The sequence below is a fragment of the Stenotrophomonas sp. TWI377 genome, assembly GCF_039674525.1.
GTDB lineage: Bacteria > Pseudomonadota > Gammaproteobacteria > Xanthomonadales > Xanthomonadaceae > Stenotrophomonas.
On sequence record NZ_JBDJNT010000011.1, the window covers coordinates 70,263 to 95,696 of the forward strand.

At 66.4% G+C, this 25,434-nt stretch carries 30 protein-coding genes; 8 read left to right on the top strand and 22 right to left on the bottom strand.

Going from position 1 to position 25,434, the window contains the following annotated elements; all coding sequences use genetic code 11:
• Window positions 1-9: 9 nt before the first annotated feature.
• Together ftsH and rlmE are read right to left on the bottom strand one after the other, a co-directional pair.
• Entirely contained in the window at window positions 10-1,956 is a 1,947-nt protein-coding gene (gene ftsH / locus ABE546_RS11190; protein ID WP_313211994.1) for an ATP-dependent zinc metalloprotease FtsH, read from the bottom strand.
• A 53-nt stretch (window positions 1,957-2,009) separates the two neighbouring features.
• Entirely contained in the window at window positions 2,010-2,642 is a 633-nt protein-coding gene (gene rlmE / locus ABE546_RS11195) for a 23S rRNA (uridine(2552)-2'-O)-methyltransferase RlmE (protein ID WP_121041780.1), read from the bottom strand.
• 65 nt (window positions 2,643-2,707) lie between these two features.
• On the opposite strand from rlmE, the gene yhbY reads away from it, so the two are divergent.
• Both yhbY and ABE546_RS11205 read left to right on the top strand, forming a co-directional pair.
• Entirely contained in the window at window positions 2,708-3,013 is a 306-nt protein-coding gene (gene yhbY / locus ABE546_RS11200) for a ribosome assembly RNA-binding protein YhbY (protein ID WP_019183325.1), read from the top strand.
• A 13-nt stretch (window positions 3,014-3,026) separates the two neighbouring features.
• The gene (locus ABE546_RS11205; protein ID WP_123728906.1) at window positions 3,027-3,401 is read left to right on the top strand and encodes an Mth938-like domain-containing protein; all 375 of its coding nucleotides are present in this window, start codon (window positions 3,027-3,029) and stop codon (window positions 3,399-3,401) included.
• Window positions 3,402-3,453: 52 nt separating this feature from the next.
• Here the strand turns inward: ABE546_RS11205 and ABE546_RS11210 are convergent, their stop codons facing one another.
• The 4 genes from ABE546_RS11210 to surE are packed head-to-tail and all read right to left on the bottom strand — an operon-like array spanning window position 3,454 to window position 6,317.
• Window positions 3,454-4,233: a peptidoglycan DD-metalloendopeptidase family protein gene (locus ABE546_RS11210; RefSeq protein WP_313211998.1), complete on the bottom strand. Its 780-nt coding sequence runs from the start codon at window positions 4,231-4,233 to the stop codon at window positions 3,454-3,456.
• Window positions 4,230-4,844 carry a YqaA family protein gene (locus tag ABE546_RS11215; RefSeq protein WP_121041774.1) on the bottom strand — a complete coding sequence of 205 codons (615 nt, stop codon included), beginning with the start codon at window positions 4,842-4,844 and terminating at the stop codon, window positions 4,230-4,232. Before ABE546_RS11215 ends, ABE546_RS11210 begins: the two co-directional genes overlap by 4 nt.
• A 19-nt stretch (window positions 4,845-4,863) precedes the next feature.
• Complete coding sequence (locus tag ABE546_RS11220) at window positions 4,864-5,541, bottom strand: protein-L-isoaspartate(D-aspartate) O-methyltransferase (RefSeq protein ID WP_121041772.1); 678 nt, start codon at window positions 5,539-5,541, stop codon at window positions 4,864-4,866.
• Complete coding sequence (gene surE / locus ABE546_RS11225) at window positions 5,538-6,317, bottom strand: 5'/3'-nucleotidase SurE (protein WP_313217870.1); 780 nt, start codon at window positions 6,315-6,317, stop codon at window positions 5,538-5,540. Before surE ends, ABE546_RS11220 begins: the two co-directional genes overlap by 4 nt.
• A 186-nt stretch (window positions 6,318-6,503) precedes the next feature.
• Between surE and ABE546_RS11230 the strand changes: the two genes are divergently transcribed.
• Window positions 6,504-7,043 (top strand): Smr/MutS family protein, encoded by a 540-nt coding sequence (locus tag ABE546_RS11230; RefSeq protein WP_313212001.1) that lies wholly within the window; start codon window positions 6,504-6,506, stop codon window positions 7,041-7,043.
• Between the two features lie 247 nt (window positions 7,044-7,290).
• Here ABE546_RS11230 and truD read toward each other — a convergent pair whose 3' ends face one another.
• From truD to ABE546_RS11280, 10 genes are all read right to left on the bottom strand, one after another.
• Window positions 7,291-8,328, bottom strand: coding sequence for a tRNA pseudouridine(13) synthase TruD (gene truD / locus ABE546_RS11235; protein ID WP_346463713.1), 1,038 nt, complete (start codon window positions 8,326-8,328; stop codon window positions 7,291-7,293).
• The gene (gene ispF / locus ABE546_RS11240; RefSeq protein ID WP_123728899.1) at window positions 8,325-8,822 is read right to left on the bottom strand and encodes a 2-C-methyl-D-erythritol 2,4-cyclodiphosphate synthase; all 498 of its coding nucleotides are present in this window, start codon (window positions 8,820-8,822) and stop codon (window positions 8,325-8,327) included. The genes truD and ispF overlap by 4 nt, the downstream gene beginning before the upstream one ends.
• A 37-nt stretch (window positions 8,823-8,859) precedes the next feature.
• Window positions 8,860-9,558 carry a 2-C-methyl-D-erythritol 4-phosphate cytidylyltransferase gene (gene ispD, locus ABE546_RS11245; protein ID WP_313212036.1) on the bottom strand — a complete coding sequence of 233 codons (699 nt, stop codon included), beginning with the start codon at window positions 9,556-9,558 and terminating at the stop codon, window positions 8,860-8,862.
• Window positions 9,555-9,905 carry a cell division protein FtsB gene (ftsB, locus tag ABE546_RS11250; protein WP_121041759.1) on the bottom strand — a complete coding sequence of 117 codons (351 nt, stop codon included), beginning with the start codon at window positions 9,903-9,905 and terminating at the stop codon, window positions 9,555-9,557. Before ftsB ends, ispD begins: the two co-directional genes overlap by 4 nt.
• A gap of 4 nt (window positions 9,906-9,909) precedes the next feature.
• Window positions 9,910-11,196 (bottom strand): phosphopyruvate hydratase, encoded by a 1,287-nt coding sequence (gene eno, locus ABE546_RS11255; RefSeq protein WP_121041757.1) that lies wholly within the window; start codon window positions 11,194-11,196, stop codon window positions 9,910-9,912.
• Between the two features lie 70 nt (window positions 11,197-11,266).
• Window positions 11,267-11,680 (bottom strand): hypothetical protein, encoded by a 414-nt coding sequence (locus ABE546_RS11260; protein ID WP_313212004.1) that lies wholly within the window; start codon window positions 11,678-11,680, stop codon window positions 11,267-11,269.
• Complete coding sequence (gene kdsA / locus ABE546_RS11265) at window positions 11,680-12,510, bottom strand: 3-deoxy-8-phosphooctulonate synthase (protein WP_088433181.1); 831 nt, start codon at window positions 12,508-12,510, stop codon at window positions 11,680-11,682. The genes ABE546_RS11260 and kdsA overlap by 1 nt, the downstream gene beginning before the upstream one ends.
• A 105-nt stretch (window positions 12,511-12,615) precedes the next feature.
• Window positions 12,616-14,280, bottom strand: coding sequence for a CTP synthase (locus ABE546_RS11270; protein ID WP_313212006.1), 1,665 nt, complete (start codon window positions 14,278-14,280; stop codon window positions 12,616-12,618).
• Complete coding sequence (locus ABE546_RS11275) at window positions 14,277-14,537, bottom strand: hypothetical protein (protein ID WP_313212007.1); 261 nt, start codon at window positions 14,535-14,537, stop codon at window positions 14,277-14,279. The genes ABE546_RS11270 and ABE546_RS11275 overlap by 4 nt, the downstream gene beginning before the upstream one ends.
• A 261-nt stretch (window positions 14,538-14,798) precedes the next feature.
• Complete coding sequence (locus ABE546_RS11280) at window positions 14,799-15,038, bottom strand: hypothetical protein (protein WP_313217859.1); 240 nt, start codon at window positions 15,036-15,038, stop codon at window positions 14,799-14,801.
• A gap of 163 nt (window positions 15,039-15,201) precedes the next feature.
• Here ABE546_RS11280 and parE point away from each other — a divergent pair, with 163 nt between their 5' ends.
• Window positions 15,202-17,091, top strand: coding sequence for a DNA topoisomerase IV subunit B (parE, locus tag ABE546_RS11285; protein ID WP_313212009.1), 1,890 nt, complete (start codon window positions 15,202-15,204; stop codon window positions 17,089-17,091).
• Window positions 17,092-17,239: 148 nt separating this feature from the next.
• Window positions 17,240-17,812, top strand: coding sequence for a GNAT family protein (locus ABE546_RS11290; RefSeq protein ID WP_346463715.1), 573 nt, complete (start codon window positions 17,240-17,242; stop codon window positions 17,810-17,812).
• Window positions 17,813-17,917: 105 nt separating this feature from the next.
• On the opposite strand, the gene ABE546_RS11295 is transcribed toward ABE546_RS11290, so the two are convergent.
• Window positions 17,918-19,039, bottom strand: coding sequence for an inorganic phosphate transporter (locus ABE546_RS11295; RefSeq protein WP_259260276.1), 1,122 nt, complete (start codon window positions 19,037-19,039; stop codon window positions 17,918-17,920).
• Window positions 19,040-19,052: 13 nt separating this feature from the next.
• The gene (locus tag ABE546_RS11300) at window positions 19,053-19,679 is read right to left on the bottom strand and encodes a DUF47 family protein (RefSeq protein ID WP_121041743.1); all 627 of its coding nucleotides are present in this window, start codon (window positions 19,677-19,679) and stop codon (window positions 19,053-19,055) included.
• A gap of 282 nt (window positions 19,680-19,961) precedes the next feature.
• Here ABE546_RS11300 and ABE546_RS11305 point away from each other — a divergent pair, with 282 nt between their 5' ends.
• Window positions 19,962-21,275, top strand: a complete 1,314-nt coding sequence (locus ABE546_RS11305; RefSeq protein WP_346463717.1) for a hemolysin family protein — start codon at window positions 19,962-19,964, stop codon at window positions 21,273-21,275.
• Complete coding sequence (locus ABE546_RS11310; protein WP_346463719.1) at window positions 21,259-21,918, top strand: exopolysaccharide biosynthesis protein; 660 nt, start codon at window positions 21,259-21,261, stop codon at window positions 21,916-21,918. Before ABE546_RS11305 ends, ABE546_RS11310 begins: the two co-directional genes overlap by 17 nt.
• Before the next feature lie 100 nt (window positions 21,919-22,018).
• On the opposite strand, the gene ABE546_RS11315 is transcribed toward ABE546_RS11310, so the two are convergent.
• From ABE546_RS11315 to ABE546_RS11330, 4 genes are all read right to left on the bottom strand, one after another.
• Window positions 22,019-22,528: a pyridoxamine 5'-phosphate oxidase family protein gene (locus tag ABE546_RS11315; RefSeq protein WP_346463721.1), complete on the bottom strand. Its 510-nt coding sequence runs from the start codon at window positions 22,526-22,528 to the stop codon at window positions 22,019-22,021.
• Window positions 22,529-22,624: 96 nt separating this feature from the next.
• A complete protein-coding gene (locus tag ABE546_RS11320) occupies window positions 22,625-23,617 on the bottom strand; it encodes an LLM class flavin-dependent oxidoreductase (protein ID WP_121041735.1) in 993 nt (330 codons plus the stop codon).
• 137 nt (window positions 23,618-23,754) lie between these two features.
• On the bottom strand, window positions 23,755-24,507 hold the full coding sequence (locus ABE546_RS11325) for a sulfurtransferase (protein WP_346463723.1): 753 nt from the start codon (window positions 24,505-24,507) through the stop codon (window positions 23,755-23,757).
• Between the two features lie 49 nt (window positions 24,508-24,556).
• On the bottom strand, window positions 24,557-24,922 hold the full coding sequence (locus tag ABE546_RS11330) for a DUF6164 family protein (protein ID WP_313212019.1): 366 nt from the start codon (window positions 24,920-24,922) through the stop codon (window positions 24,557-24,559).
• Between the two features lie 67 nt (window positions 24,923-24,989).
• Between ABE546_RS11330 and ABE546_RS11335 the strand changes: the two genes are divergently transcribed.
• Entirely contained in the window at window positions 24,990-25,430 is a 441-nt protein-coding gene (locus ABE546_RS11335; RefSeq protein ID WP_346463725.1) for an FKBP-type peptidyl-prolyl cis-trans isomerase, read from the top strand.
• Window positions 25,431-25,434 lie beyond the last annotated feature (4 nt).

The window sequence follows — 25,434 nt, forward strand, 5'->3', positions numbered from 1 at the left end:
GCAACACCCTCAGATCTGCTCGGCAGGACCGGCGATCGGCGACACGGGACGGGCATCGCCCCCCTTGTCGTTGTTGTTGCCGCCATCCTTGTTGCTGGCGGACTTGTCCCAGCCCATCGGCGGCGGCGGATCACGGCCTTCCATCACGGCATTGATCTGCGGCGCATCGATGGTCTCGTACTGCAGCAGCAGCTGCGACATCGTGTGCAGCTTGTCGAGATTGGCCGTCAGCAGTTCGGTGGTACGGGCGTACGCCTTGTCCAGGATGCTGCGGACCACTTCGTCGATGCGGCGCGCGGTGTCATCCGACACGCTCTTGTGCTGCGTCACCGAACGGCCGAGGAACACTTCATCGTCCTCTTCACCGTAGGCGATCGGGCCGAGTTCATCGGACAGGCCCCACTTGGTGACCATGTTGCGGGCCATCTTGGTAGCGCGCTCGATGTCGTTGGAGGCACCGGTGGTGACCTTGTCGGTGCCGAAGATCAGCTCTTCGGCCACACGACCGCCGTACAGCGAGCACAACTGCGATTCGATCGCCACCCGGTTCATCGAGTACTTGTCGCCTTCCGGCAGGTACATCGTCACGCCCAGCGCACGACCGCGGGGAATGATGGTGACCTTGTAGACCGGATCGTGCTCGGGCACCAGGCGACCGACGATGGCGTGGCCAGCTTCGTGATAGGCGGTGAGCGTCTTTTCTTCTTCGCTCATCGCCATTGAACGACGTTCGGCACCCATCAGGATCTTGTCGCGGGCACGGTCGAAGTGGTCCATGCGGACTTCCTTCTCACCGCCGCGCGCGGCGAACAGTGCTGCTTCGTTGGCCAGGTTGGCCAGGTCCGCACCAGAGAAGCCCGGGGTACCGCGCGCGATCACCATCGGCTCGACATCGTCGGCCAGCGGCAGCTTGCGCATATGCACCTTGAGGATCTGCTCGCGGCCCTTGACGTCCGGCAGGCCGACCACGACCTGGCGGTCGAAACGGCCCGGGCGCAGCAGCGCCGGATCCAGCACGTCGGGACGGTTGGTGGCGGCGATGACGATCACGCCCTCGCCTCCCTCGAAGCCGTCCATCTCGACCAGCAGCTGGTTCAGGGTCTGCTCGCGCTCGTCATGACCGCCGCCGAGACCGGCGCCACGGTGGCGACCGACGGCGTCGATTTCATCGATGAAGATGATGCACGGCGCCTGCTTCTTGGCCTGCTCGAACATGTCGCGCACGCGGCTTGCGCCGACGCCGACGAACATTTCCACGAAGTCCGAACCGGAGATCGAGAAGAACGGGACCTTGGCTTCACCGGCGATCGCGCGGGCCAGCAGCGTCTTGCCGGTACCCGGCGGACCCACCATCAGCACGCCGCGCGGAATCTTGCCGCCCAGCTTGGTGAACTTGGTCGGGTCGCGCAGGAAATCGACCAGTTCGCCGACTTCTTCCTTGGCCTCGTCGCACCCGGCAACGTCGGCGAAGGTGACCTTGATCTGGTCCTCGCCCTGCAGCTTGGCCCGCGACTTGCCGAAGGACATTGCGCCCTTGGCCCCGCCGCCACCGCCCTGCATCTGGCGCATGATGAATATCCAGAAGCCGATGATCAGGATCACCGGGAGGAAGTTCATCAGGATCGCGCCCAGCGAGATGCCACTGGAGGGCTCCTCCTGGACGATTTCCACGTTCTTGCCGCGCAGCACGTTGATCAGGTCGCGATCGAACGGGGCGGTGATGGTGGCCGACTGGCCGCCACGGGTGGTGTAGGAAATCTGATTGGTGCCGCCACGCATGTCACCGCTGAAGGTCACCTTCTGGACGTTGCCGCTGTCCACCTGGTCCAGGAACTGCGAGTACGTCGCGCCCTGTGCGCCGGCTCCGCTGCTCTTCGGCGAGAAGCTCTGGAAGACCACCATCAGCACGACGGCGACGACCACCCATAGCAGGAGGTTCTTGGTCAAGTCGTTCATCCTCATTGGCTCCGGTGTTCCTCTAATTCCTGACGCGATTCGTATGGTTGAGCTTACTTGATCTGCGCGCGTTTTCCCTGCCCCAAGGCGTACACCTCGGGCGAGCGCTTCCGGGAGGCTTCAGGCTTGCGGATCACTACTTTGTCGTACCGGCGGCGCATTTCGCGCACGTAGTCGTCAAAGCCCACGCCCTGGAACAGCTTGATCAGGAACGCGCCACCCGGCTTGAGATGGTTGTCGGCAAAATCCAACGCCAACTCCGCCAGGTGCATCATCCGCGGTTGGTCCACCGCATCCATTCCACTCTTATTGGGGGCCATATCCGAGAGCACAAGGTCTACCGGCTGATCCCCCAGCATGGCTTCGAACTCCGATAGGACGGCTTGCTCCCTGAAGTCACCGTGAAGGAACTCCACGCCGGCCAGCGGCGGCATCTCCAGGATGTCCAGCGCCAGCACCCGGCCGGTATCGCCGATCTGGCGGCGGACCTGCTGGGACCAGCCACCCGGGGCGGCGCCCAGATCGACCACGACCATGTGCGGCTTCAGCAGCCGATCGCGCTGCAGCAACTCCTCCAGCTTGTAGGCCGCGCGCGAGCGCATGCCCTCGGCCTGGGCCTTCTTCACGAAGGGGTCGGCGAAGTGCTCTTTCAACCAGCGTTGACTGCTTTTGCTACGGGTTGCCATTGAGATGCAGGTCGGATGGGGAGGTCATGATACCCTGATCGCCCCAGTTAACCGCTTGTTCCTGAATGGCTATCGCCCTGACTTCTTCCCAAACCCGTTTCCTCCGCGGCCACGCGCATGATCTGAAAGCCCTGCTCCAGATCGGCGGCAAGGGGGTGACACCGGCCTTCCTGGCTGAACTGGAAGAGGTGCTGGAGCGCCACGAGCTGATCAAGGTCAAGGTTGCCGCCGAAGACCGCGAGGCCCGCGACGCCCTCATCGCCGAGCTGGTCAGTGCCAGCGAAAGCGCGCTGGTGCAGCGTATCGGCCACGTGGCCGTGCTGTACCGCCCGAGCAAGGAACAGCGCCAGATCGTCCTGCCGCGCGGCTGATCCCGGAACGCCCATGCAGCTGAGCCACGAAATCCCCGACTACGCCTACGCCCTGCGTGCCGCCGATGGCCGCAGTGCGAAAGTGAATGACCGGACCCTGGCCGCGAGTTTCATCCTCGCCCCGGACACGTTGATCGAAGCGTGGCCGGTGGCCGATATCGCCCAGTTGACCCCGGAAGACCTGCAGCCGGTGCTGGCACTGAACCCCGCGCTGGTGGTGCTGGGCACGGGCGATACCCAGGTGTTCCCGCCGGCCGCGGTCATGGCCGCGTGCCTGACCCGCGGGATCGGCCTGGAAGTGATGAACAACCCGGCGGCGGCACGGACTTTCAACATCCTTGCCAGCGAGGGCCGCAAGGTGGCCGCGGCGTTCATCCTGAAGGGGTGAGACCGGGATTTCCGTTCAGAAAAGGCCGCCCTTGAGGCGGCCTTTTTCGTGCTTACTTCGGCGGCAGGTACAGCAGCGGGTCGACCGGCTTGCCGTTGTAGCGGATCTCGAAGTGCAGCATGTCGCGTGCGGCGCCGGTGCGGCCCATCTCCGCGATCTGCTCGCCGGCCTTCACGCTCTGGCCTTCGTTGACCAGGCGCTTGCGGTTGTGACCATACGCTGACAGCCACTGATCGCTGTGCTTGATGATGATCAGCTCACCGAAACCGACCAGGCCGGCACCGGAGTACACCACCACGCCGGCGGCGGTCGCGCGGACCGGCTGGCCACTGGTGCCGGCAATGTCCACGCCCTGCTTGGTCGCTTCACCGGCGACGAAACGGCCGACGATCGCGCCATCGGCCGGCCAGCGCCAGCTGATGTTGCTCTTGATCGCGGTGGTCGGCGACGGGGTGGCGGCCGGCGCGGTGCTGCCCGGCCGCGGCGCGGTGACCACGGTGGTCGGCGCGCGGGCCGGACTGCCACCACTGCCGCCCGGGAACAGCCGCAGCGACTGCCCCGGATAGATCGTGTACGGCTCGGCCAGCCCGTTCCAGGCGGCCAGATCGCGCGGGGTGATGTTGTGGATGCGCGCGAGTGCATACAACGTGTCGCCACGACGGACGACAGCGGTCTGGCCGGGCTTGGCCACCGAGGTCTGCGGGGTGCTGTGGGCCACACCGCCCGAGCCCGAAGGCCGCACCACGGTGGCGGTGCCACAGGCGCTCAGCGCCGACACCACCAGCAGCAGCGCGCCGGTGCGCACTCCCTTGCTCAAACGATCAGCACTCATGCGAACTTCGCTCTCCATACAAGCCAGGCCACCAGCACGACCACCAGCGCGGTCGCGATCCAGCCCAGCGGTTCAATCCAACGGCGCAGCGCAGCTTCCGCGCGCGGCCCGCCAATACGAATGACCGCCGCCAGCACGTACACGCGCTTGCCACGGCCGATCAACATGCTCAGGAAATACTGCGGCAACGGCACGCCGACGATACCCGATGCCCATGTGAAGACCTTCATCGGGATCGGCATGAAGCCGCCCAGCACCAGGAAGGTGAACACCGCCCAGGGCGACTCGGCCATCTTGGCCTGCACGATGGCGATGCCGCCTTCGATGCTGGTCAACATGCCCAGCGCGGCGAACACCGGCTTGAGCGCTTCAAAGGCGAAGTGGCCCAGCGCATAGCCGACCAGCGCACCGGCCATCGAACCGGCCAGGCTGAGCGTGGCGAACCACCAGCCGCGCTTGGGCTGGGCCACGCACATCGGGGCGAGCATCACCTCGGGCATCACCGGGAAGATGATCGCCTCGATGAAGCTCAACACCGTCAGATAGGTCGGCGCGCGCTCGTGCGCGGCCCACTTCATTGCCCGCTCGTACAGCGGACCAAAAATCTTCATGACGCAACGCTCCTTGGAATCAGTCCAGCATGCCAGACAGCAGCGGTACGAACGTGACCGGCGCCAGTACCTGCTGTTCAACACTGCCGTCATCGCGACGGGTCAACTGGATCAGCGACTGCGCGCCCGGGCCGCCGACCGGCGCGACCAGGCGGCCACCCACGGCAAGCTGTTCGACCAGCGCATCGACCAGCGCCGGTGCGGCCGCGGTCACCACGATCGCATCGTAAGGACCGTGCTCGGCCCAGCCGATGCGGCCATCGTCATGTTTGCTGCGGATGTTCATGCCCAGCGCACGGAAGCGCTTGCGCGCCTGGCGCAGCAGATCACCGATACGCTCGACCGTGTAGACCTCCAGCCCGATCGCGCCCAGCACAGCGGCCTGGTAGCCCGAGCCGGTGCCGACTTCCAGCACCTTCTTCGGCGCCGACTGCAGCACCGCTTCGGTCATGCGCGCGACCACCCAGGGCTGGGAAATGGTCTGCCCGTGCCCGATCGGCAGCGCGGTGTCTTCGTAGGCACGCGACGCCAGCGCTTCATCGATGAACAGATGGCGCGGCACCACGCGGATGGCATTGAGGGTGGCTTCGTCGGCGATGCCGGCATCGCGCAGGCGATCCACCAGGCGATCACGGACCCGCTGCGAGGTCATGCCGATGCCGACGGCTTCGGGCTGCAGGCGCAGGCGCGGGGTCATGCCGGCCGGTCCAGCGCGTCGGTCAGCCCCGCCACCCAGCTGGCCACTTTCTCCAAGGCCTGGTAACGGGTGAGATCGACCTGGATCGGGGTGATCGAGATGTAGCCGTTGCGGACCGCGTGGAAATCGGTACCGGGGCCGGAATCCTGCTCGCGCCCGGCCGGGCCGATCCAGAACACCTCATTGCCGCGCGGATCGCGCTGGGCAATGCAGCCTTCGGCGCGGTGGCGGTTGCCCAGGCGGGTCACTTCAAAGCCACGGACCTCGCTCCACGGCAGGTCCGGCACGTTGACGTTGAGGATGGTGTCGGCGGGCAGCGGGTCGGCCTTGAGCCGGGTGACGATCTCGACCGCGGCGCGGGCGGCGGTGTCGAAGTTACGCGGCTCGTGGTTGTGCGTGACCAGTGACATCGCCACGGCGGGCAGGCCGAGGAATCGCCCTTCCATCGCCGCCGAGACGGTGCCGGAGTAGATGACGTCGTCGCCGAGGTTGGCGGCGTTGTTGATACCCGATACCACCATGTCCGGTTCGTACTCGAGCATGCCGGTCAGGGCCAGATGCACGCAATCGGTCGGGGTGCCGGCCACCGAGCAGGTGTAGTGGTCGATGCGCTTCATGCGGATCGGCAGGTCCAGGGTCAGCGAATTGCTGGCGCCTGAGCGATCACGATCGGGGGCGACCACGGTCACTTCATGACCGGCGTCACGTAAAACCGTGGCGAGCATCTTGATGCCCGGTGCATCGACACCGTCATCGTTGCTGACCAGAATCCGCATCTGCGATTTAACCGCTTGATTTTTCAAGACTTCGATTCCATCACTTCCCACTGTTGGCGGCGGTGGCCGTGCCCCCTTGGGAGCATGACGACCGCGCAAGTGCGTCCGCTATTGTGCCGCAAGCGGACAGATCGTCCTACCCCGATAACGGTAGGCATCGCCCTCCCCGCCCATTAGGCTGTACGCATGTCACATCCTGAAGACGAAGATCCTGCCGCGTTGTTCCGCGCCGCTATCGGCGAGGTCAAACCGCTGCGCAAGGTGGTCACCCCGCCGCCGGCCGCGCCGCGGCCGAAGCCGCGTGCACGGATGGCCGAGCAGGATGAACACGACGCACGCGGGGAATTCGCCCGGCTGCTGCGCGACAGCAGCCCCCTGGAGGCTGGCGATACGGCCAGCTACCGGCGCGAGAACCTGCCGCCACGAATGTTCCAGCGACTCAAGCGCGGCCAGTACTCCGTGCAGGACGAACTGGACCTGCATGGAGCGACCGTGGCCCAGGCCGAGGCGCTGGTGCGGCAGTTCCTGGTGGAAGCGCATGCGCATGAGTACGGCTGCGTGCGCATCATCCACGGCAAGGGGCTGCAGTCCGATGGCGGCGCACCGGTGCTGAAGAATCTGGTCGATCGGCTGCTGCGCCTGCGCAACGATGTGCTGGCGTTTCATTCCGCGCCCGCCGGTCAAGGCGGGACGGGTGCGGTACTGGTGCTGCTGGCGAACCGGTAACGACGGGCCCGGAATCACCGCCATGCACCGCGCGCGGTAGAGCCGACCGTTGGTCGGCTGAGGTAGAGCCGACCGTTGGTCGGCTGAGCGGTGCAGGTTTTCCGGTGCAGGGACGGAGGGCAGCCGACCAACGGTCGGCTCTACACGATTTCCGGTGCCGGACGGAAGGCAGCCGACCAACGGTCGGCTCTACACGATTTCCGGTGCCGGACGGAAGGCAGCCGACCAACGGTCGGCTCTACGCGGCTCAGGTATCGGACTGGCTGGCGTCTTCCACCGGTCCAAGCTCATGCAGCACCGCGGTGGCATAGCAGCCCGGCGGCAGCGCGAAGCTCAGTTCCAGCACATCTGCGGCCAGCCACTGATGCTGCAGCATGGCCGGACGCAGGCGCAGCGCACGGCGCTCCTGCTTCAGGCGGGCGCCTTCCAGGCCGGCGCGCAGCGCGAGCGATTGCTCGTCCGCGACCGCGCCCAGTTCCAGTTCGGCGGCGGCACCGGTGCTGCGCAGCTCGCCTTCGCCCCACAACGGGCCGCTGGGGTGGATGTCGAAGCGGCCAAGGCGGTCGGCCAGCAGATCCGTCCACGGCTCCGGGCCGAAGACACTGCGGCTGCCATCGAGCATCCAGACCTCGCCGTCCAGCGGCGTGTCCCAGTTGCCCTGCTCCACGCGCGCCGCCAGCACCTGGTTGAACAGTGCCGAGCGCGCGGCCGAGAGCAGCAGCGAGCGCTGGTCCGGGCGCATGCGGCGGCCGCCGAACATGGCCAGCGCAGCCGGCACGTTGCCGCCGTCGCGGCCGAAGCGCTGCTCACCGAACCAGTTCGGCAGGCCGCGCGAGGCGATATGGGACAGGCGCTCTTCGATGGCCGCGGCATCGCCGCGCACATCGCGCAGTACCAGCTTGAAGCGGTTGCCAGCCAGAGCACCGCGCTGCAGCTTGCGGTTGTGCCAGGTCGACTCGACCACCTCGATCTCGTCCGAGGCCAGCAGCGCCGGATCCGGCGCCACGCGCTTGGGCAGGTGCACGCTGAAGCGCTGCGTGGTGACCGCGTGCCGATCTTTCATGCCCGCGTAGCTGACCGCCATGTCCGGCAGGCCAGCCCACCTGGCCAGCACCTTGGCCACGTGCACGGTGTTCGCCCCGCGCTTGCGGATCGTCAGCAGCAGGTGCTCGCCCTCACCGCTCGGCTCGAACGCCGGCAGTTCGTCGACCTGGAAATCCTCGGGCGTGGTGCGGATCTTCGCGCTGAGCAGCGGCGCACCGAACGCCAGCGGCAACGGGATCACAGGGCCACCAACAGCACGCTGGCCTGGGCGGCGATGCCCTCGCTGCGGCCGGTGAAGCCCAGCTTCTCCGACGTGGTGGCCTTCACGCTCACGCAGTCCAATGCAATGCCGAGCACGCCAGCGATGCGCTCACGCATGGCCAGCGCGTGCGGACCGACCTTGGGCCGCTCGCAGATCACGGTGATGTCGGTATTCCCGACCTGCCAGCCGCGCTCGCGCAGCAGCCCGTTGCAATGATCCAGCAGGTGCGCGCTGTCCGCGCCTTTCCAGCGCATGTCGGTCGGCGGGAAATGCACGCCGATATCGCCCAGTGCCAGCGCACCAAGCATGGCATCGCACAGGGCGTGCAGGATCACATCGCCATCGCTGTGCGCGAGCACGCCGCAGCTGTGCGCGACGCGGATGCCGCCGAGCATGATGTGATCGCCCTCGCCAAAGGCATGGACGTCGTAGCCCTGTCCGATGCGGAAGGGAGGAAACTGGGGGGTGGTCATTGCAAGAACCTGCGGTTGGGTGTGGCGCGTGCGGACGTCAGGGTTCGCGACGCGACAACACGAATTCGAAACGGGACAGATCAGCCGGGGTGGTGACCTTGAAGTTGTCTTCGCTGCCTTCCACCAGCAGCGGGCGCAGCCCCTGGCGCTCCATGGCCATGGCCTCGTCGGTGACCTCCACGCCGGCGTCAGCCGCCTCCTGCAGCGCGCGCGCCAACTGGTGGCGGCGGAACAGCTGCGGGGTCAGCGCACGCCACAGCCGTTCGCGCGGCTCGGTGGCATCGATACCGCCGTCATCGCCGGCACGCTTGAGCGTGTCGCGCACGGGCGCGGCCAGGATCGCGCCGACCGGGTCGGCACGGCCGACTTCCAGCAGGCGACCGAGATCGGCAGCGGCCAGGTTCGGGCGTGCGGCGTCGTGCACCAGCACGAAATCGTCCGCGCGCACGTCATCGGGCAACGCATGCAGGCCGGCCAGCACCGAGCCGGCGCGGGTGGCACCGCCGATGCAGGTCAGAATGGGTTTGTCCGCCAGTGACTGCCAGCCCGGCCAGTCGGCGTCGTTCTCGGCGACCACCACCATCACTCCGGCCACGACCGGGTGCGAGAGCAGCGCCTCAAGGGTATGGGCCAGCAACACGCGGTCGCCGGCCAGCAGATACTGCTTGGGTGTGGGCCCACCGAAGCGGGTGCCACGGCCAGCAGCGGGAACCACCGCCCAGATGCCCGCCATCAGGGCACATCCTGGTGCGGCGCATCCGGATCGGTGACGGCCGTCGGCGCGCGCGGTGGCGGCACCGGCGCGTCTTCGACCACGCGGTAGAACTTCTCGCCGGGCTTGATCATGCCCAGCTCGCTGCGCGCGCGTTCTTCGATGGCGGCCTCGCCTTCCTTGAGGTCCTTGACCTCGGCAGCAAGCGCATCATTGCGCTGCTGCAGGCCGGCGTTGTCCCGCTTCTGGTTCTCGACCTGGGCCTCAAGCATCATCACTTCGCCCGAGTTGCCCGGCCCAAACCAGAAGCGGTACTGCAGCCATCCGAGCAGCAGCGCGAGCACCAGCAGCAGCCAGCGCCAGTCGCGCATGGGATCAGCGCTTCAGCGACACGAACGCGTCACGACCGGCGTAACGCGCGCCGGCACCGAGGGCTTCCTCGATACGCAGCAGCTGGTTGTACTTGGCCACGCGATCACTGCGGCACAGCGAGCCGGTCTTGATCTGGGTGGCGGTGGTGGCCACGGCGATGTCGGCGATGGTGGTGTCTTCGGTTTCGCCCGAACGGTGCGAGACGATCGAGGCATAGTTGGCCGCGTGCGCCATGGCGATCGCTTCCAGGGTCTCGGTCAGGGTGCCGATCTGGTTGACCTTGATCAGGATCGCGTTGGCGGTGCCGGACTCGATGCCTTCCTTGAAGATCTTCGGGTTGGTGACGAACAGATCGTCGCCCACCAGCTGGACCTTGTTGCCGATGCGGTCGGTCAGCAGCTTCCAGCCGGCCCAGTCGTTCTCGGCCAGGCCGTCTTCGATGGTCACGATCGGGTACTGCGCGGCCCAGTCGGCCAGGAAATCGACGAACTGCTCGGAGGTCAGGCGCTTGTTCTCGCCGACCAGGTTGTACTTGCCGTTCTCGTAGAACTCGCTGGAGGCCACGTCCAGGCCCAGCAGCACGTCTTCACCGGCGGTGTAGCCGGCCTTGCCGATGGCTTCCAGGATGGTGTCCAGTGCTTCGACGTTGCTGCGGAAGTCCGGCGCGAAGCCGCCTTCGTCGCCCACCGCCGTGCTCAGGCCGTGGCCCTTGAGCACCGACTTGAGCGAATGGAAGATTTCGGTGCCGGCACGCAGCGACTCGGAGAACGAGGTGAAGCCGACCGGCAGCACCATGAATTCCTGGAAATCGACGTTGTTGTCGGCATGCGCGCCGCCGTTGATGATGTTCATCATCGGCACCGGCAGGGTGACGTCGCGGCCGTTGGCCAGGTGCTGCCACAGCGCCTGCTTCTTCGAGGCGGCCACGGCGTGGGCATTGGCCAGCGAAACCCCCAGCAGCGCGTTCGCGCCCAGGCGGCCCTTGTTCTCGGTGCCGTCCAGATCGATCAGGCGGCGGTCGAGGCCTTCCTGGTCGGCGGCGTCGAAGCCCTTCAGCGCCGTGGCAATCGTGGTGTTGACGTTGGACACGGCGTTGCGCACGCCCTTGCCCAGGTAACGGGTCTTGTCGCCGTCACGCAGTTCCACGGCTTCCTTGGTGCCGGTCGAGGCGCCGGACGGCACCGCGGCACGACCGAACGAGCCGTCCTCGAGGATGACTTCGGCTTCCAGCGTGGGGTTGCCACGGCTGTCGAGGATTTCACGGGCGTGGATGCTGCGGATCGTGGTCATAGCGGGCCGGTTACCAGTCAGAGAGGGGGAGGCGCCGCCAACGCAGCGCCAAAAAAAACATGCCGCGTGATTATCCCTGCACACCCGTCACTTGCCAAATCGGCAGGGTGGCGGGCGGCACCCCGGCCACGCTGGCGTGGCGCGAGGTCAGCGACGGGATCAACAACACCAGCATCAACAACGCCAGCAGGGCCAGCGCCACGCCGCCGCCGGCGGGTTGCCGGCGCAGCCGGAACGCGAGCACGCTGGCGGTCACGCAGGCCAGTGCGGCGGTGCCGGTCAGCGACAGCGTCGCCAACAGCATGGGCATCACCGCGCGCAGTGCGTTGTCGCCATCACCGGGCGAGCCCATGCTGGTGAACATCAGCACCACCAGCAGGAACACCCCGCACCAGGTGGCGATCGCCGCGCCCAGCGCGATCCAGCCCCAGGTCCAGCCGCGCCAGCCGCGGCGCACCGCGGGGGACGCCGGAACGTCGGCCATCATGCGAAGCGCGAGAACCCGTGCTTCTTGGTGACCGCGTCGAGTTCCATCAGGGTTTCGAGCAGTTCTTCCATGCGGTCCAGCGGCCACGCGTTGGGGCCGTCGGACAGCGCCTTGGACGGATCCGGGTGGGTCTCGGCGAACAGGCCCGACACACCGACAGCGACCGCCGCACGCGCCAGCACCGGCACGAACTCGCGCTGGCCGCCGGAGCTGTTGCCCTGCCCGCCCGGCAGCTGCACCGAATGGGTGGCGTCGAACACGACCGGGCACCCGGTATCGCGCATCACCGACAGCGAGCGCATGTCGCTGACCAGGTTGTTGTAGCCGAAGCTGGCACCGCGCTCGCAGACCATGATGTCCTGGTTGCCGGTGGCCTTGGCCTTCTCCACGACAGGTTTCATGTCCCACGGGGACAGGAACTGACCCTTCTTGATGTTGACCGGCTTGCCGGTCGCGCACACCTTGGTGATGAAATCGGTCTGGCGGACCAGGAACGCCGGGGTCTGCAGCACGTCCACCACCGAGGCCACTTCGTCCATCGGGGTGTATTCGTGCACGTCGGTCAGCACCGGCACGCCGATCTGCTTCTTCACTTCGGCCAGGACCTTCAGGCCCTCCTCCATGCCCGGGCCGCGGAAGGCGGTGCCCGAGGTGCGGTTGGCCTTGTCGAAGCTCGACTTGAAGATGAAGTTGATGCCGAGGCGATCAGTGATTTCCTTCAACTTGCCAGCCACGTCCAGCTGCAGCTGCATCGACTCGATCACACACGGGCCGGCGATCAGGAACAGGGGCTGGTCCAGCCCGACGTCGAATCCACACAGTTTCATGGCGTTTCCTTGTTGTCCGGCGAACACTGGCCAGGCCAGCCGCCGTGGGTGATTAGCGCTCTGCAATGGGGGCACGCGGCCCCCACTGCAAGTGCGGCATGCCGATCAGGCGGCTGCGTCCTGTGCCAGCTTGCCACCGGCCTTGCGCTCGCGCGCGGCACGGATGAAGCCGATGAACAGCGGGTGGCCTTCGCGCGGCGTGGACAGGAACTCCGGGTGCGCCTGGCAGGCCAGGAACCACGGGTGCTGGTCACGCGGCAGCTCGATGACTTCCACCAGGGTGTCATCCATCGACTTGCCGGCGATCACCAGGCCCGCATCTTCCAGCTGGGTGCGGTAGCGGTTGTTGAACTCGTAGCGGTGACGGTGACGCTCGGAGACCACGTCCTTGCCGTACAGCTCGCGGGCCAGCGTGCCCGGCTTCAGGCGCTGTTCCTGCAGGCCCAGGCGCATGGTGCCGCCCAGATCGCTCTTGTCGTCGCGCTTTTCCACATCGCCGGTGGCGGTGCGCCATTCGGTGATCAGGCCGATCACCGGGTTCGGCGACTGGCGGTCGTTCTCGGTGCTGTTGGCACCTTCCAGGCCGGCCACATGGCGGGCGAAATCGACCACTGCGGCCTGCATGCCGTAGCAGATGCCGAAGTACGGCACATTCTGCTCACGGGCGAACTGCGAGGTCAGCACCTTGCCTTCGAAGCCACGGTCGCCGAAGCCGCCCGGCACCAGGATGCCGTCGACATCCTTCAGCGCGGCCAGGTCACTGTCTTCCAGCTCCTGCGCTTCGAGCCACTTCAGGTTGACCTTGGTGCGCTGGCGCAGGCCACCGTGCTTGAGCGCCTCGCCGACCGACTTGTAGGCGTCCTGGTGATCGACGTACTTGCCGACCACCGCGATGGTGACCTCGTCCAGCGGGTGCAGCGTGGCATCCACCGCCGCTTCCCACTCGGCCAGATCGACCGGGCCGGCCTTGTCGCCGAGCTTGAGCTGGTTGACCACGATGTCGTCCAGACCCTGCGCGTGCAGGCCCATCGGGATGCGGTACAGCACGTCCACGTCCGGCACGCTGATCACGGCGCGCTCGGAGACGTTGGTGAACTGGGCGATCTTGCGGCGCTCCGAATCCGGCACCACCTGCTCGGAACGGCACAGCAGCACGTCCGGCTGGATGCCGATCGAGCGCAGTTCCTTGACCGAGTGCTGGGTCGGCTTGGTCTTCAGCTCGCCGGCCGCAGCAATGTACGGCACCAGGGTCAGGTGCATGAACAGCGCCTTCTCCGGGCCGCGCTCGGTGCGCACCTGGCGGATCGCCTCCAGGAACGGCAGCGACTCGATATCGCCCACGGTGCCACCGATCTCCACCAGCGCCACGTCGAAGCCTTCGGTGGCCTCGTCCATGCAGCGGCGGATTTCATCGGTGATGTGCGGAATGACCTGCACGGTGGCGCCCAGGTAGTCGCCGCGGCGCTCCTTGCGGATCACGTTCTCGTAGATGCGGCCGGTGGTGACCGAGTTCTTGCGGCTCAGGCGGGTGCGCACGAAGCGCTCGTAATGGCCCAGGTCCAGGTCGGTCTCGGCGCCGTCATCGGTGACGTAGACCTCACCGTGCTGGAACGGGCTCATGGTGCCCGGGTCGACGTTGATGTACGGATCAAGCTTCATCATCGTCACCCGCAGGCCGCGGGCCTCGAGGATGGCGGCAAGCGACGCGGCGGCAATGCCTTTGCCGAGCGAGGACACTACGCCGCCGGTTACGAAGATCAAGGGAGTCATGGCTGGGGGTGTCCTGTCAGGAAGGGGGAAACGGCGCCGGCGCGCAGGGCGACGGACGACGTAAAGGGGGAAATCGAGGCGATCCGGCTGGCGGCGGCGTCTTCACGCGCCAGGACGGGGATCAGGGGGGATGCGGTGCGGGAGTGGGTCAGCGACGTCGGGTCAGCCGTGCCGGCCGCTGTCTGGACCGTCACCTCCTGCCTACCCTGCTGGCGATCGCGCACGATCAGGCCAGTCCATTCGCTGATGGATGACACGCACTACTCCCGGAAAGCCATAGTTTACAGATTGACGGCCTCCAGCCCAAGAGGCGGATGACGGTCTTCACATAAAAAGAAGAGCCCCGGCGCGATACCGGGGCTCATGTTGCGTACTTTTTCAGATCCCCAGGTCTCTCTCGTGGAGAGCCCCCTTGGCGTTCAAGGGGGCGCGCCGACAGGCGCGGGGATGTGGAAGAGAGGGTGAGCGGGGCCCACGGTTTGCCGCGCAAACCGTGGGGAAGCGTCAGCGCGAAGCGCTTATCGCTTCTTCCGCGCTTCTTCTTCCTCTTCCTTCTGCGGGGCCTGCTCGCCCTTGGCCTTCATTTCGGCCGTGGCGGCGGCGCGGCGCTTGGCCTTGGCGTCCGCTTCCGCCTGGGCCCTGTCGGCCTGTTCGCCCTGCTGCGGCGTGGGCTGGCCCTGTCCGGCGTTCTGGGCCAGTGCCATGGGCACGGCCACGACGGCGGCGGCGATGGCAACGATGGTCAGCAACTTCTTCATGGGGTGCTCCTCGCGGTATGGCATGGAATGGGGCGCCGGAGGCTCCGGTTTCCCATCCAGCACAGTCTATCGCGCCCCGGTCGGCCGCCCCCTGAACGTGTGGCGTGCAAAAAACCCGTCCAGACCGCAAACTTCGCCGTCGCATTGCGCTTTATGAAGACAGATGAACGCCCGCTATAACGCCGCCGATATTGAAGTCCTGTCCGGCCTGGACCCGGTCAAGCGCCGCCCCGGCATGTACACCGACACCGCGCGCCCGAACCATCTGGCGCAGGAAGTCATCGACAATGCCGTCGACGAAGCCTTGGCCGGACATGCCCACACGGTCGAAGTCACGCTGTTCAAGGACGGCAGCTGCGAAGTCAGCGATGACGGCCGCGGCATGCCCGTGGACATCCACCCCGAGGAGAAGATCCCCGGCGTCGAACTGATCCTGACCCGCCTGCACGCGGGCGGCAAGTTCAACAACAAGAACTACACCTTCTCCGGCGGCCTGCATGGCGTGGGCGTCAGCGTGGTCAACGCGTTGTCCACCCTGGTCGAAGTGCACATCAAGCGCGAGGGGAGCGAACACCGCATCACCTTCCGCAACGGCGACCGCGCCACCCCGCTGGAAGTGGTCGGCAGCGTCGGCAAGAAGAACACCGGTACCCGCGTGCGCTTCTGGGCCGACCCGAAGTACTTCGATACGCCCAAGTACAACCTGCGTGCGCTGCGCCACCTGCTGCGCGCCAAGGCCGTGCTGTGCCCCGGCCTGACCGTGAAGCTGCACGATGAAGCCACCGGCGAGCAGGACACCTGGTACTACGAAGATGGCCTGAGCGATTACCTCAAGGCCGAGCTCGGCGAGCGCGAGATGCTGCCGGCCGACCTGTTCGTGGGCCACCTGAAGAAAGAAAACGAGATTGTGGACTGGGCCCTGGCCTGGATTCCCGAAGGCGAGCTGGTCCAGGAAAGCTACGTCAACCTGATCCCGACCGCCCAGCACGGCACCCACGCCAACGGCCTGCGCACCGGCCTGACCGAGGCGCTGCGCGAGTTCTGCGACTTCCGCAACCTGCTGCCACGTGGCGTCAAGCTGGCCCCGGAAGACGTCTGGGACCGCGTGTCGTTCGTGCTGTCGCTGAAGATGACCGATCCGCAGTTCAGCGGCCAGACCAAGGAACGCCTGTCTTCGCGCCAGGCCGCAGGCTTCGTCGAGGGCGCAGCGCATGATGCCTTCAGCCTGCTGCTGAACCAGAACGTCGCATTGGGCGAACAGATCGCCCAGCTGGCCATCGAGCGCGCCAGTGCGCGCCTGAAGACCGAGAAGCTGGTGACCCGCAAGAAGGTCACCCAGGGCCCCGCCCTGCCCGGCAAGCTGGCCGACTGCATCAGCCAGGACCTGTCGCGCACCGAGCTGTTCCTGGTCGAAGGCGACTCCGCGGGCGGCAGTGCCAAGCAGGCCCGCGACAAGGACTTCCAGGCGATCCTGCCGCTGCGCGGCAAGATCCTCAACACCTGGGAAGTGTCCTCGGGCAGCGTGCTGGCCTCCGAAGAAGTGCACAACCTGGCCATCGCGATCGGCTGCGACCCTGGCAAGGACGACATCGCCGGCCTGCGCTACGGCAAGGTGGTCATCCTGGCCGACGCCGACTCGGACGGCCTGCACATCGCGACCCTGCTGACCGCGCTGTTCCTCAAGCACTTCCCGGCGCTGGTCGATGCCGGCCACGTGTTCGTGGCGATGCCGCCGCTGTTCCGTGTCGACGTGGGCAAGCAGGTGTTCTACGCCCTGGACGAGGAAGAAAAGCGCACGATGCTGGACAAGATCGAGCGCGAGAAGATCAAGGGCCAGATCAGCGTGACCCGCTTCAAGGGCCTGGGTGAAATGAACCCGCAGCAGCTGCGCGAGTCCACCATCCATCCCGATACCCGCCGTCTGGTACAGCTGACCATCGATGACGGCGAGCAGACCCATTCGCTGATGGACATGCTGCTGGCCAAGAAGCGCGCCAGCGACCGCAAGGGCTGGCTGGAGAAGAAGGGCGATCTGGCCTCGCTGGAAGTCTGATCGGCCGGTCGTGACATTCCGGTCTGTTGTGAAAAACCCGCCTTCGGGCGGGTTTTTTCTTGGGTTGCGCGGTGCGTGATGGCACGCAAGGCGTGCGACACAGCGCGCGAGCCGCTACCTTGGCCGCAGCTCGATCACAGGAACCCACATGCCGTTCGACGCGACCCTGCAGCTGGACAGCGCGCGCCTGGTGCTGAGCCCGATCGGCGCGACGGACGCGCAGGCGATGTTCGCAATCCAGTCCGACCGTGCCGGCATGCGCTACTGGAACCATCCGGCGTGGACCGACCTCAAGCAGGCCTATGTGCAGATCCTCGACGATCTGGCCGCGCTCGATGCGGGCACGCAGTTGAAGCTGGCGATCCGGGAGCGTGTGGACGGGCCGCTGCTGGGGATCGTGGTGGTGTTCGCGATCGACGAGACGTACCGGCGTGCGGAGATCGGGTATCACCTGGCGCCGTCGGCGCAGGGCAAGGGCTACATGCACGAGGCGCTGTCACGGTTCGTGGCGTATCTGTTCGATGTGCTGCGCCTGCGTCGCCTGGAAGCGGAGATTGATCCGCGCAACGTGTCCTCGGCGAAGGTGCTGGCGCGGCTCGGCTTCCAGCGCGAGGGACTGCTGCGGGAGCGCTGGCGGGTCGCCGGCGAAGTATCGGATTCGGCGGTGTATGGGTTGCTGGCACGGGAGTGGCAGAGGCCAGGCAGCGCAGTGTCGGGGTGACCGTCGCACGAAACACCCCCGGCCATTCCGGCCACTGCATCCGCGGTGCCCCACGAAAAAGCCCGCCTTCCGGCGGGCTTTTCGATGTTCAAGCGCGTGGACCGATCAGGCCCAGCCGAACAGTTCGAACAGACGCAGGATCAGGTACGCACAGCCGCCGGCGGCCGGGATCGTCAGGATCCACGCCCACACGATCCGCTCGATCACGCCGAAGCGCAGCGAACGCGGGTTCTTGGCGAAGCCCACGCCCATGATCGCGGTGGAGATGCTGTGGGTGGTCGAGACCGGCATGCCGAAATGTGCCGCCACGGTCAGGATCGTGGCCGAGCTCGTTTCCGCGGCGAAGCCGTGGATCGGGTGCAGCTTGACCATCTTGTGGCCCAGGGTCTTGATGATCTTCCAGCCACCCGAAGCAGTACCGGCCGCCATCACCACGGCGCAGGTCAGTACGATCCACATCGCGATGCCGTCACCGGCGCTTGCGTCCGGGTGCATGAAGGCCAGCCAGGACGGCAGGTCGTTCAGCGCACCGGTCGCCTCGGCACCGATCAGGGTCATGGCAATGATGCCCATGGTCTTCTGCGCATCGTTGTGGCCGTGGGCGAAGCCCATGTAGGCCGCCGATACGATCTGCGCCTTGCCGAAGAACGCATTGACGATGCGCGGGCGGGCCAGGCGGCCCAGGAAGCCGCCGATCTTGGCCATGCCCGCGATCATGCCCCACAGCAGCAGCATCACCGCGATGCCCAGCAGGAAGCCGGCGATCGGCGAGGTGATCATCGGCAGGAACACCTTCCACAGCAGGCCCTTGTTCTGGGCCCAGGTGCCGATGCGCTCGGACCAGATCAGCGCGTCCCAGTTGTTATGGGCCGCGGCCAGGCCGGCGCCGCACAGGCCACCGATCAGGGCGTGCGAGGACGAGGACGGCAGCCCCTTCCACCACGTGATCAGGTTCCAGATGATGCCGCCCAGCAGCGCGCACAGGATCACCTGCGGGGTCACATCGACCACGTTGGTGTTGAGCAGGCCCGAAGCGATGGTCAGCGCGACCGCAGTACCGGTGAGCGCGCCGATGAGGTTCATGAACGCGGCGAGCATCACCGCCCAGCCGGGCGAGAGCACTTTGGTCGCCACCACGGTGGCGATGGAGTTGGCGGTATCGTGGAAGCCGTTGATGAACTCGAAGACGAGCGCGGCCAGGATCACCACCAGAACAAGGGTCAGCATGCTGTGGCGTCCGTCAGCTGTTCTTCAAGACGATCTGGTACGCCACCACGCCGGCCTCGCGGCAACGATCGATGGCCTTTTCCAGGATCTCGAAGAATTCCTTGAGCAGGAACATCTGCAGGCTGTCCAGGCGGCCGGAGTAGATGTCGCGGTACAGCTCGAGCATCAGCCGGTCGGCTTCGTTTTCCAGCGAACGCAGCTTCTCGTTGAGCGCGGTCATCCGGTCCAGGTTCATGTGGCGCAGGTCGTTGACCATCTCCACCACCACGCTGGCGGCCTGTTCGAGCATCGCCGCGCGCGGCGCGAAATCGATGTGTTCCAGATGCTGGGTGGCCAGCGAATAGCGATCGGCGAACTTCTCGATCTGCTTGGGAATCTTGTACAGCGCCGAGCCCAGCGCTTCGATGTCTTCGCGCTCGATCGGGGTCATGAAGCTGTCAACCAGCGCCTGGCTGATCTTGTCCGAAGCCGCGCGCTCGCGCAGGCGGGCCAGCTTGAAGGCGTCCAGCGCCGGCTGGCGGTCCGCTTCGCGCAGCATCGAGTGCAGCGCCTTGGAACTGTCCTGGGCGGCCTGGGCAGCCTCGTCCAGCAGGGTATAGAACTGTTTGCCGGAGCCAAAAATGGTCTGCAGAGAGAACATTGAGAAACCTATTCGCCGTCGAGGAAGGACGGCACCGGGCGGAATTATGACGGTTTGATGTCTGTTCCGGGTACTCCCCCCCTTCTTCACACTGGGACGGCCTCGTCTGAACGACTCTGTTTGCACCCCTGCCCCGGCCTTTTGTTAAGATGCGCGGGCACCTTCGGGTGCACTCTATGGACGACGACCCTTACCCCCCGCCGCACCGCCGCGCTCACGCGCCCTCCGGTAGCCGACATCGCTTGAACACGCCCTCCCTGCCACCAACCGGGGACGACGCCCGTGTTTGAACTGATCCTGCTTGTTTTCGCCCTGATCCTGCTCAACGGGTTCTTCGCCATGTCCGAGATGTCGGTCATGACCTCGCGCAAGAGCCGGCTGAAGCAGATGGCCGGGACCTCCAAGCGCGCCGCCAAGGCGCTGGAGCTGTCCGAGAAGCCTGAGAGCTTCCTGTCCACCGTGCAGATCGGCATCACCGTCATCGGCGTGTTGACCGGCCTGCTGGGTGGCGATGCGATCGGCGAAGCCATCGCCATCTGGATCAAGGAACTGATGCCAGGATTCGGTTACGCCGAGCTGGTTGGCAAGGGCCTCGCCGTCACGCTGATCACCTTTGTCACGCTGATCTTCGGCGAACTGGTCCCCAAACGCCTTGCGCTGACCCGCTCGGAGGACATTGCCGGGCTGGTGGCCCTGCCGATGAGCTTCCTTGCCAAGCTGGCCTTCCCGTTCGTCTGGCTGTTGTCCAAGACCACCCGGCTGGTACTGCGGGTCCTGGGCCTGGGCAAGGACGAGGCGGCCTCGGTCACGGAAGAAGAAATCCGCATGCTGGTCGCCGAAAGCCACGAGGCCGGCGTGATCGACGCCCATGAGCGCGACATGATGAACCGCGTCATGCGCCTGGGCGACCGCACCGCCGACAGCCTGATGACCCCGCGCAACCGGATCGCCTGGCTGGATACGCTGGCCGAGCCGGAAAAGAACATCGCGACCATGCGCGAGAACGAATTCTCGCGTTATCCGGTGTTCCGCGGCAACGATCAGGACATCGTCGGTGTGCTGGAGGTCAAGAGCCTGGTGACGCGCCTGGTGCGCGATGACCATTCGCTGTTCCAGAACCTGCGCGAGCCGCTGTACGTCTCGGAGTCCACCCATGCGATGAAGCTGCTGGAGATCTTCCGCGAGGAACAGCAGTCGATGGCGCTGGTGGTGGACGAGTACGGCGAGATCCAGGGCCTGGTGACCATCAGCGACCTGATGGGCGCGGTGGTCGGCCGCCTGCAGTCGGTGGAGAACGTGGACGAGGACGCCCTGGTGGTGACCCGTGAGGACGGCTCCTACCTGGTCGATGGCTCGCTCTCGATCGAAGACCTGCGCGAACTGATGGGCAACGCCGAGCTGCCCGATGCCGATGATGGCGACTACTACACGCTGGCCGGCATGTGCATCCACTATTTCGGCCGCATCCCGCATGCGGGCGAGTACTTCGATTGGGCCGGCTGGCGCATCGAGATCGTCGATCTCGACGGTGCCCGTGTCGACAAGCTGCTGCTGCGCACCCTGAGCGAAGACGAAACCGATGACATCACCGGCTGAGCCGACGCCGCCGGATCCGACGCGGCCGCAGTACCGCAACGAGGGTATCCGTACCCTGCTGGCGATGTTCGACCACGGTGACCCGGAGCAACGGCTGCTGCTGGGCCAGATCCTGCAGGATCTGCAGCAGAGCGCGTTCGGTGTGTTCCTGTTCGTGGCGATCCTGCCGGCCTTCATCCCGATCCCCGGGCTGGGCGGTGCGGTCAGTGGACCGCTGGTGGTGCTGATCGGCGCGCAGATGCTGTGCGGCATGCGCCGCCCCTGGCTGCCCGGCTTCATCCGCAACCGCGGACCCAAGCGGGGCACCATGCATCGGTTCCTGGAGCGCATCGACCGTCCGCTGCGGCGGCTGGACCGCCTGCTCAAGCCGCGGATGCCCGGGCTGCTGGTACCGCTGCCCGCGCATGCCTTCAGTGGCCTGCTGCTGATCCTGATCGGCGTGCTGCTCTCGCTGCCGATCCCGCTCACCAATTATCTGTTCGGCTTCCAGCTGCTGTTGTTTGCGTTGGCCCTGCTTGAACGCGATGGGGTGCTGATGCTGCTCAACTGGATCGGTGCGGTGGCTGCCGTGCTGTTCTTCGGCTTCAGTTCGGGGCAGCTGGTGGGCTATACGGTGGATCTGTTCCAGCGCTGGTTCGGCTGAGACCGCCCCACCCCGTCACGCGTCGCGCCATGAAAAAGCCGACCCTGCGGCCGGCTTGAGTACAACAATGACCGGCGCAAGGCCGGCCGTGTGAACCCGGTTACACGCCTGGCTTGAGATCCACCGTGCCGGTGTCGGACATCGCGCCCGGGTTGTCGGTGACCGCCGACAGCACGAAATACAGCGCCTTGCCGAGCAGGCCACCCGGGCCATCCCAGTACTCGGCCGATTCGGCGCTGACGTGGATCAGGCGCAGGTTCGGGTCGTCCTTGCCGCCGGGGAAGAAGATCTTCATCGCCGGGGACCAGAGCTCGTCGATCTTTGCCCGGTCATTGACCACGCGCGCGGTGCCGGAGACCGAGACATAGGTGTTACCCGACGGCGAGGCGTACGCCACATTGACGCGCGGGTTGGCGGTGATTTCCGCGACCTTGGGGCTGTCGGCCTCGGTGGCGAACCAGAGGTCGCCGTCGAATTCGACTTCCTGCGTGCCCAGCGGACGGCTGAACAAGCGCCCGTCCACACCGACCGTCGTAAACATCGCGATGTCCACATCGCGGATCAGCTCGGCCAGTTGTTTGATGTGCTGCTGGCGATCGTGTTCGGCCATGAGGTGGCTCCTGTAAGGGGAGCCCCCATCACAGCCGATCGGCGGCTACGGCGACGTGAACCGCGCGGTCACGCCTTCTTCGCATGCCTGCCGAGCTCAGATCTGCAGTGCGCGCCAGGCCTGCATCGCCAGACCGAACGAGCGCTTGCGCGCAGCGTGATCGTAGATGTTGGCGGTGACCAGCACTTCATCCGGCTTATGCCGCGCCACGAACGCGGCAAGGCCTTCCTGCACCTGCTGCACGTCGCCGACCACCGCACAGGCTAGCGCGCTCTGCACGCCAGCCTTCTCGTGCGGCTGCCAGAAGGCTTCGATGTCGTCGATCGGCGGCGGAATCAGGCCCGGCAGACCACGGCGCAGATTGACGAAGCTCTGCTGCTGGGTGGTGAACAGGCGCTTGGCCTCGGCTTCGGAATCGCTGGCAACCACGTTCAAGCCCAGCACCGCGTACGGCGCCTGCAGATACTGCGAGGCGCGGAACTCGCGACGGTACACCGCCAGCGCTTCATCCATCGCGTCCGGCGCAAAGTGCGAGGCGAACGCGAACGGCAGGCCCATCGCCGCCGACAGCCGCGCACTGAACAGGCTGGAGCCCAGCAGCCACACCGGCACCGGGATGCCCGCACCGGGCACGGCGCGCACGGCCTGGCCCTTCTGGGCCGGCTCGAAGTAATGCAGCAGCTCGCGTACGTCCTGCGGGAACTGGTCGGCGCTGTCGAAGTAGCGGCGCAGTGCGCGGGCGGTCGGCTGGTCGGTGCCGGGCGCGCGGCCCAGGCCGAGGTCGATGCGGTCCGGGTACAGCGAGGCCAGCGTGCCGAACTGCTCGGCCACCTGCAGCGGCGAGTGATTGGGCAGCATGATGCCGCCGGCACCGACGCGGATGCGCTTCGTGCCCCCGGCCACATGACCGATCAGCACCGCCGTAGCGGCGCTGGCGATGCCGGGCATGTTGTGGTGCTCCGCCAGCCAATAGCGGTGGAAGCCCCAACCTTCGGCGTGCTGGGCCAGGTCCAGCATGTTGGCGAAGGCCTGCGTGGTGTCGCTGCCTTCGCAGACCGGCGCCAGATCAAGAATCGACAGCTGCATCATGAATGCTCGTTCCAACCAGGAGATATCCCACTGAGATGGGGCTGGCCGGCCGGTTTGCCACCGCCCACAAGGCGCAGGTGGCAAGACGCTGATTTCCGTCTCGCGACGATTCAGGACAATCGAGGCCGTGAAGCGGCTCAGGCGGTGCCGGCGTCCTGATCGACCAGTGGCTGCAGGGCCGCATCCAGCGCCACGCGCTCGTCGAAGACGAAGCAGCGGCCGTCATAGCCCTCACCGCCCACGGCCTCGAAATAGCCCAGGATGCCGCCGTCCAGCTGCAGGACGTTGTCCATGCCGTCGTTGCGCATCCACAGCGCCGCCTTCTCGCAGCGGATGCCGCCGGTGCAGAAGCTGACCACGGTGCTGTCCTTGAGCGCTTCGCGGTGTGGGGCCAGGGCCTCGGGCAGATCGGTGAACTTGGTGATCGGCAGCACCAGCGCGTCCTGGAAGGTGCCGTACTCGATCTCCTGGGTGTTGCGGGTGTCCAGCATCACCACCGGCTTGCCGGCGTCATCGTGCCCCTGGCGCAGCCAGCGCTGCACCGTGGCCGGATCGATCGAGGGCGCGCGCGGGTAGGCCAGCGGCTGGCCGTCGTCGATGCGGAAACTGATGATCTCCGGCTTGACCTTGGCCTTGAGCCGGGCGAACGGCTGCATCTGGCTGTAGCTGGTCTTCACGCGCAGCCCGGCAAACCGCGCATCGGCGCGCAGGGCGGCGTAGAAGCCGTCGATCTGCGGCTCGGCACCGGCAAGGAACAGATTGATGCCCTCGCCCGCCACCAGGATCGTGCCGCGCAGCTGCGCGGCGGTCGCCCGCTCCAGCAGGGTCGCGCACAGCGCGTCCGGGTCGGCGACGGGGGTGAAGTGGTAGGCGGCGGTATTGGCGATCATCCCGCCATTTTAGCCGCTGGGCAGGCGCCACGCCTGACCCGCCCTGGAATCAGCCGCGCAGCAGCACGAACGGCAGCAGCACCAGCGCGGTCGCGACGGCCATGCCGAGCAGCACCGCCACCACGAACACCGGGCGCCGGCGGATCAGGCTGCCGAAGGTCTCGGCCGTCCCCTCGCGCAGCGCGGCCTCACGCTCGCCACGCACGCGCTCGCCGCGTGCCTGCTGGTACTCGCCCATCAGCGCCTTGGCCCGAGGATGATCGGCGTCATCGCGGACCCAGATCCCGCCAAAGGAGATCCCCCAGGGGCTGGGCTCGGTGCGGTAGTGGGCGATGCCCGCCTTGTCCAGCAGGGCGGTGACATCCTGGATTTCATCGTCCGCGACATTGCGCAGGTTGAGCAGCAGTTTCGACATGTGCCCATGATAGCGCCCGGCGATGCGCTACCCTTGCGTCCCCGTTTTTTGGATCCGGAGCCCGCCCATGCGCCGTCTGCCGCGTTACCTGCTCGCCCCCCTGATGTTGTCGCTGCTGGCCGCCTGCACCCCGCCCGGCCCGCCGCCCGGCGGCAGCATCGCGCAGTTCGAGAAGATCGATACCCAGCCGGGCACCGGCGCCGAGGCCACACCCGGCAGCAAGGTGACCGTGCACTACACGGGCTGGATCTACGACGAGCGCACCGCCGACAAGCACGGCGCCAAGTTCGACAGCTCGGTCGACCGCGGCGAGCCCTTCACCTTCAATCTCGGCCAGGGCCAGGTCATCAAGGGCTGGGACGAAGGCTTTGCCGGCATGAAGGTGGGTGGCAAGCGCACGCTGATGATTCCGGCCGAGTACGGCTACGGCACGCGTGGCGCCGGCCCGATCGCACCGAATTCCTCGCTGGTGTTCGATGTCGAACTGCTCGACGTCAAGCCGCGTTGATCCT

Excerpts from the sequence above, each read along its gene's own strand:
- ABE546_RS11270 (WP_313212006.1), bottom strand. The coding sequence starts at position 14,280 with ATGACTCCCTTGATCTTCGTAACCGGCGGCGTAGTGTCCTCGCTCGGC.
- surE (WP_313217870.1), bottom strand. The coding sequence starts at position 6,317 with ATGCGGATTCTGGTCAGCAACGATGACGGTGTCGATGCACCGGGCATC.
- ABE546_RS11260 (WP_313212004.1), bottom strand. The coding sequence starts at position 11,680 with ATGGCCGACGTTCCGGCGTCCCCCGCGGTGCGCCGCGGCTGGCGCGGC.
- ABE546_RS11320 (WP_121041735.1), bottom strand. The coding sequence starts at position 23,617 with ATGATGCAGCTGTCGATTCTTGATCTGGCGCCGGTCTGCGAAGGCAGC.
- ABE546_RS11325 (WP_346463723.1), bottom strand. The coding sequence starts at position 24,507 with ATGATCGCCAATACCGCCGCCTACCACTTCACCCCCGTCGCCGACCCG.
- ABE546_RS11220 (WP_121041772.1), bottom strand. The coding sequence starts at position 5,541 with ATGACCCCGCGCCTGCGCCTGCAGCCCGAAGCCGTCGGCATCGGCATG.
- ftsB (WP_121041759.1), bottom strand. The coding sequence starts at position 9,905 with ATGCGCGACTGGCGCTGGCTGCTGCTGGTGCTCGCGCTGCTGCTCGGA.
- ABE546_RS11215 (WP_121041774.1), bottom strand. The coding sequence starts at position 4,844 with ATGAAGATTTTTGGTCCGCTGTACGAGCGGGCAATGAAGTGGGCCGCG.
- ABE546_RS11230 (WP_313212001.1), top strand. The coding sequence starts at position 6,504 with ATGTCACATCCTGAAGACGAAGATCCTGCCGCGTTGTTCCGCGCCGCT.
- ABE546_RS11290 (WP_346463715.1), top strand. The coding sequence starts at position 17,240 with ATGCCGTTCGACGCGACCCTGCAGCTGGACAGCGCGCGCCTGGTGCTG.
- ABE546_RS11300 (WP_121041743.1), bottom strand. The coding sequence starts at position 19,679 with ATGTTCTCTCTGCAGACCATTTTTGGCTCCGGCAAACAGTTCTATACC.
- ABE546_RS11310 (WP_346463719.1), top strand. The coding sequence starts at position 21,259 with ATGACATCACCGGCTGAGCCGACGCCGCCGGATCCGACGCGGCCGCAG.
- ABE546_RS11295 (WP_259260276.1), bottom strand. The coding sequence starts at position 19,039 with ATGCTGACCCTTGTTCTGGTGGTGATCCTGGCCGCGCTCGTCTTCGAG.
- ABE546_RS11330 (WP_313212019.1), bottom strand. The coding sequence starts at position 24,922 with ATGTCGAAACTGCTGCTCAACCTGCGCAATGTCGCGGACGATGAAATC.
- kdsA (WP_088433181.1), bottom strand. The coding sequence starts at position 12,510 with ATGAAACTGTGTGGATTCGACGTCGGGCTGGACCAGCCCCTGTTCCTG.
- ABE546_RS11315 (WP_346463721.1), bottom strand. The coding sequence starts at position 22,528 with ATGGCCGAACACGATCGCCAGCAGCACATCAAACAACTGGCCGAGCTG.
- ABE546_RS11205 (WP_123728906.1), top strand. The coding sequence starts at position 3,027 with ATGCAGCTGAGCCACGAAATCCCCGACTACGCCTACGCCCTGCGTGCC.
- ftsH (WP_313211994.1), bottom strand. The coding sequence starts at position 1,956 with ATGAACGACTTGACCAAGAACCTCCTGCTATGGGTGGTCGTCGCCGTC.
- rlmE (WP_121041780.1), bottom strand. The coding sequence starts at position 2,642 with ATGGCAACCCGTAGCAAAAGCAGTCAACGCTGGTTGAAAGAGCACTTC.
- ABE546_RS11210 (WP_313211998.1), bottom strand. The coding sequence starts at position 4,233 with ATGAGTGCTGATCGTTTGAGCAAGGGAGTGCGCACCGGCGCGCTGCTG.
- ABE546_RS11280 (WP_313217859.1), bottom strand. The coding sequence starts at position 15,038 with ATGAAGAAGTTGCTGACCATCGTTGCCATCGCCGCCGCCGTCGTGGCC.
- parE (WP_313212009.1), top strand. The coding sequence starts at position 15,202 with ATGAACGCCCGCTATAACGCCGCCGATATTGAAGTCCTGTCCGGCCTG.
- ABE546_RS11335 (WP_346463725.1), top strand. The coding sequence starts at position 24,990 with ATGCGCCGTCTGCCGCGTTACCTGCTCGCCCCCCTGATGTTGTCGCTG.
- ispF (WP_123728899.1), bottom strand. The coding sequence starts at position 8,822 with ATGACCACCCCCCAGTTTCCTCCCTTCCGCATCGGACAGGGCTACGAC.
- eno (WP_121041757.1), bottom strand. The coding sequence starts at position 11,196 with ATGACCACGATCCGCAGCATCCACGCCCGTGAAATCCTCGACAGCCGT.
- yhbY (WP_019183325.1), top strand. The coding sequence starts at position 2,708 with ATGGCTATCGCCCTGACTTCTTCCCAAACCCGTTTCCTCCGCGGCCAC.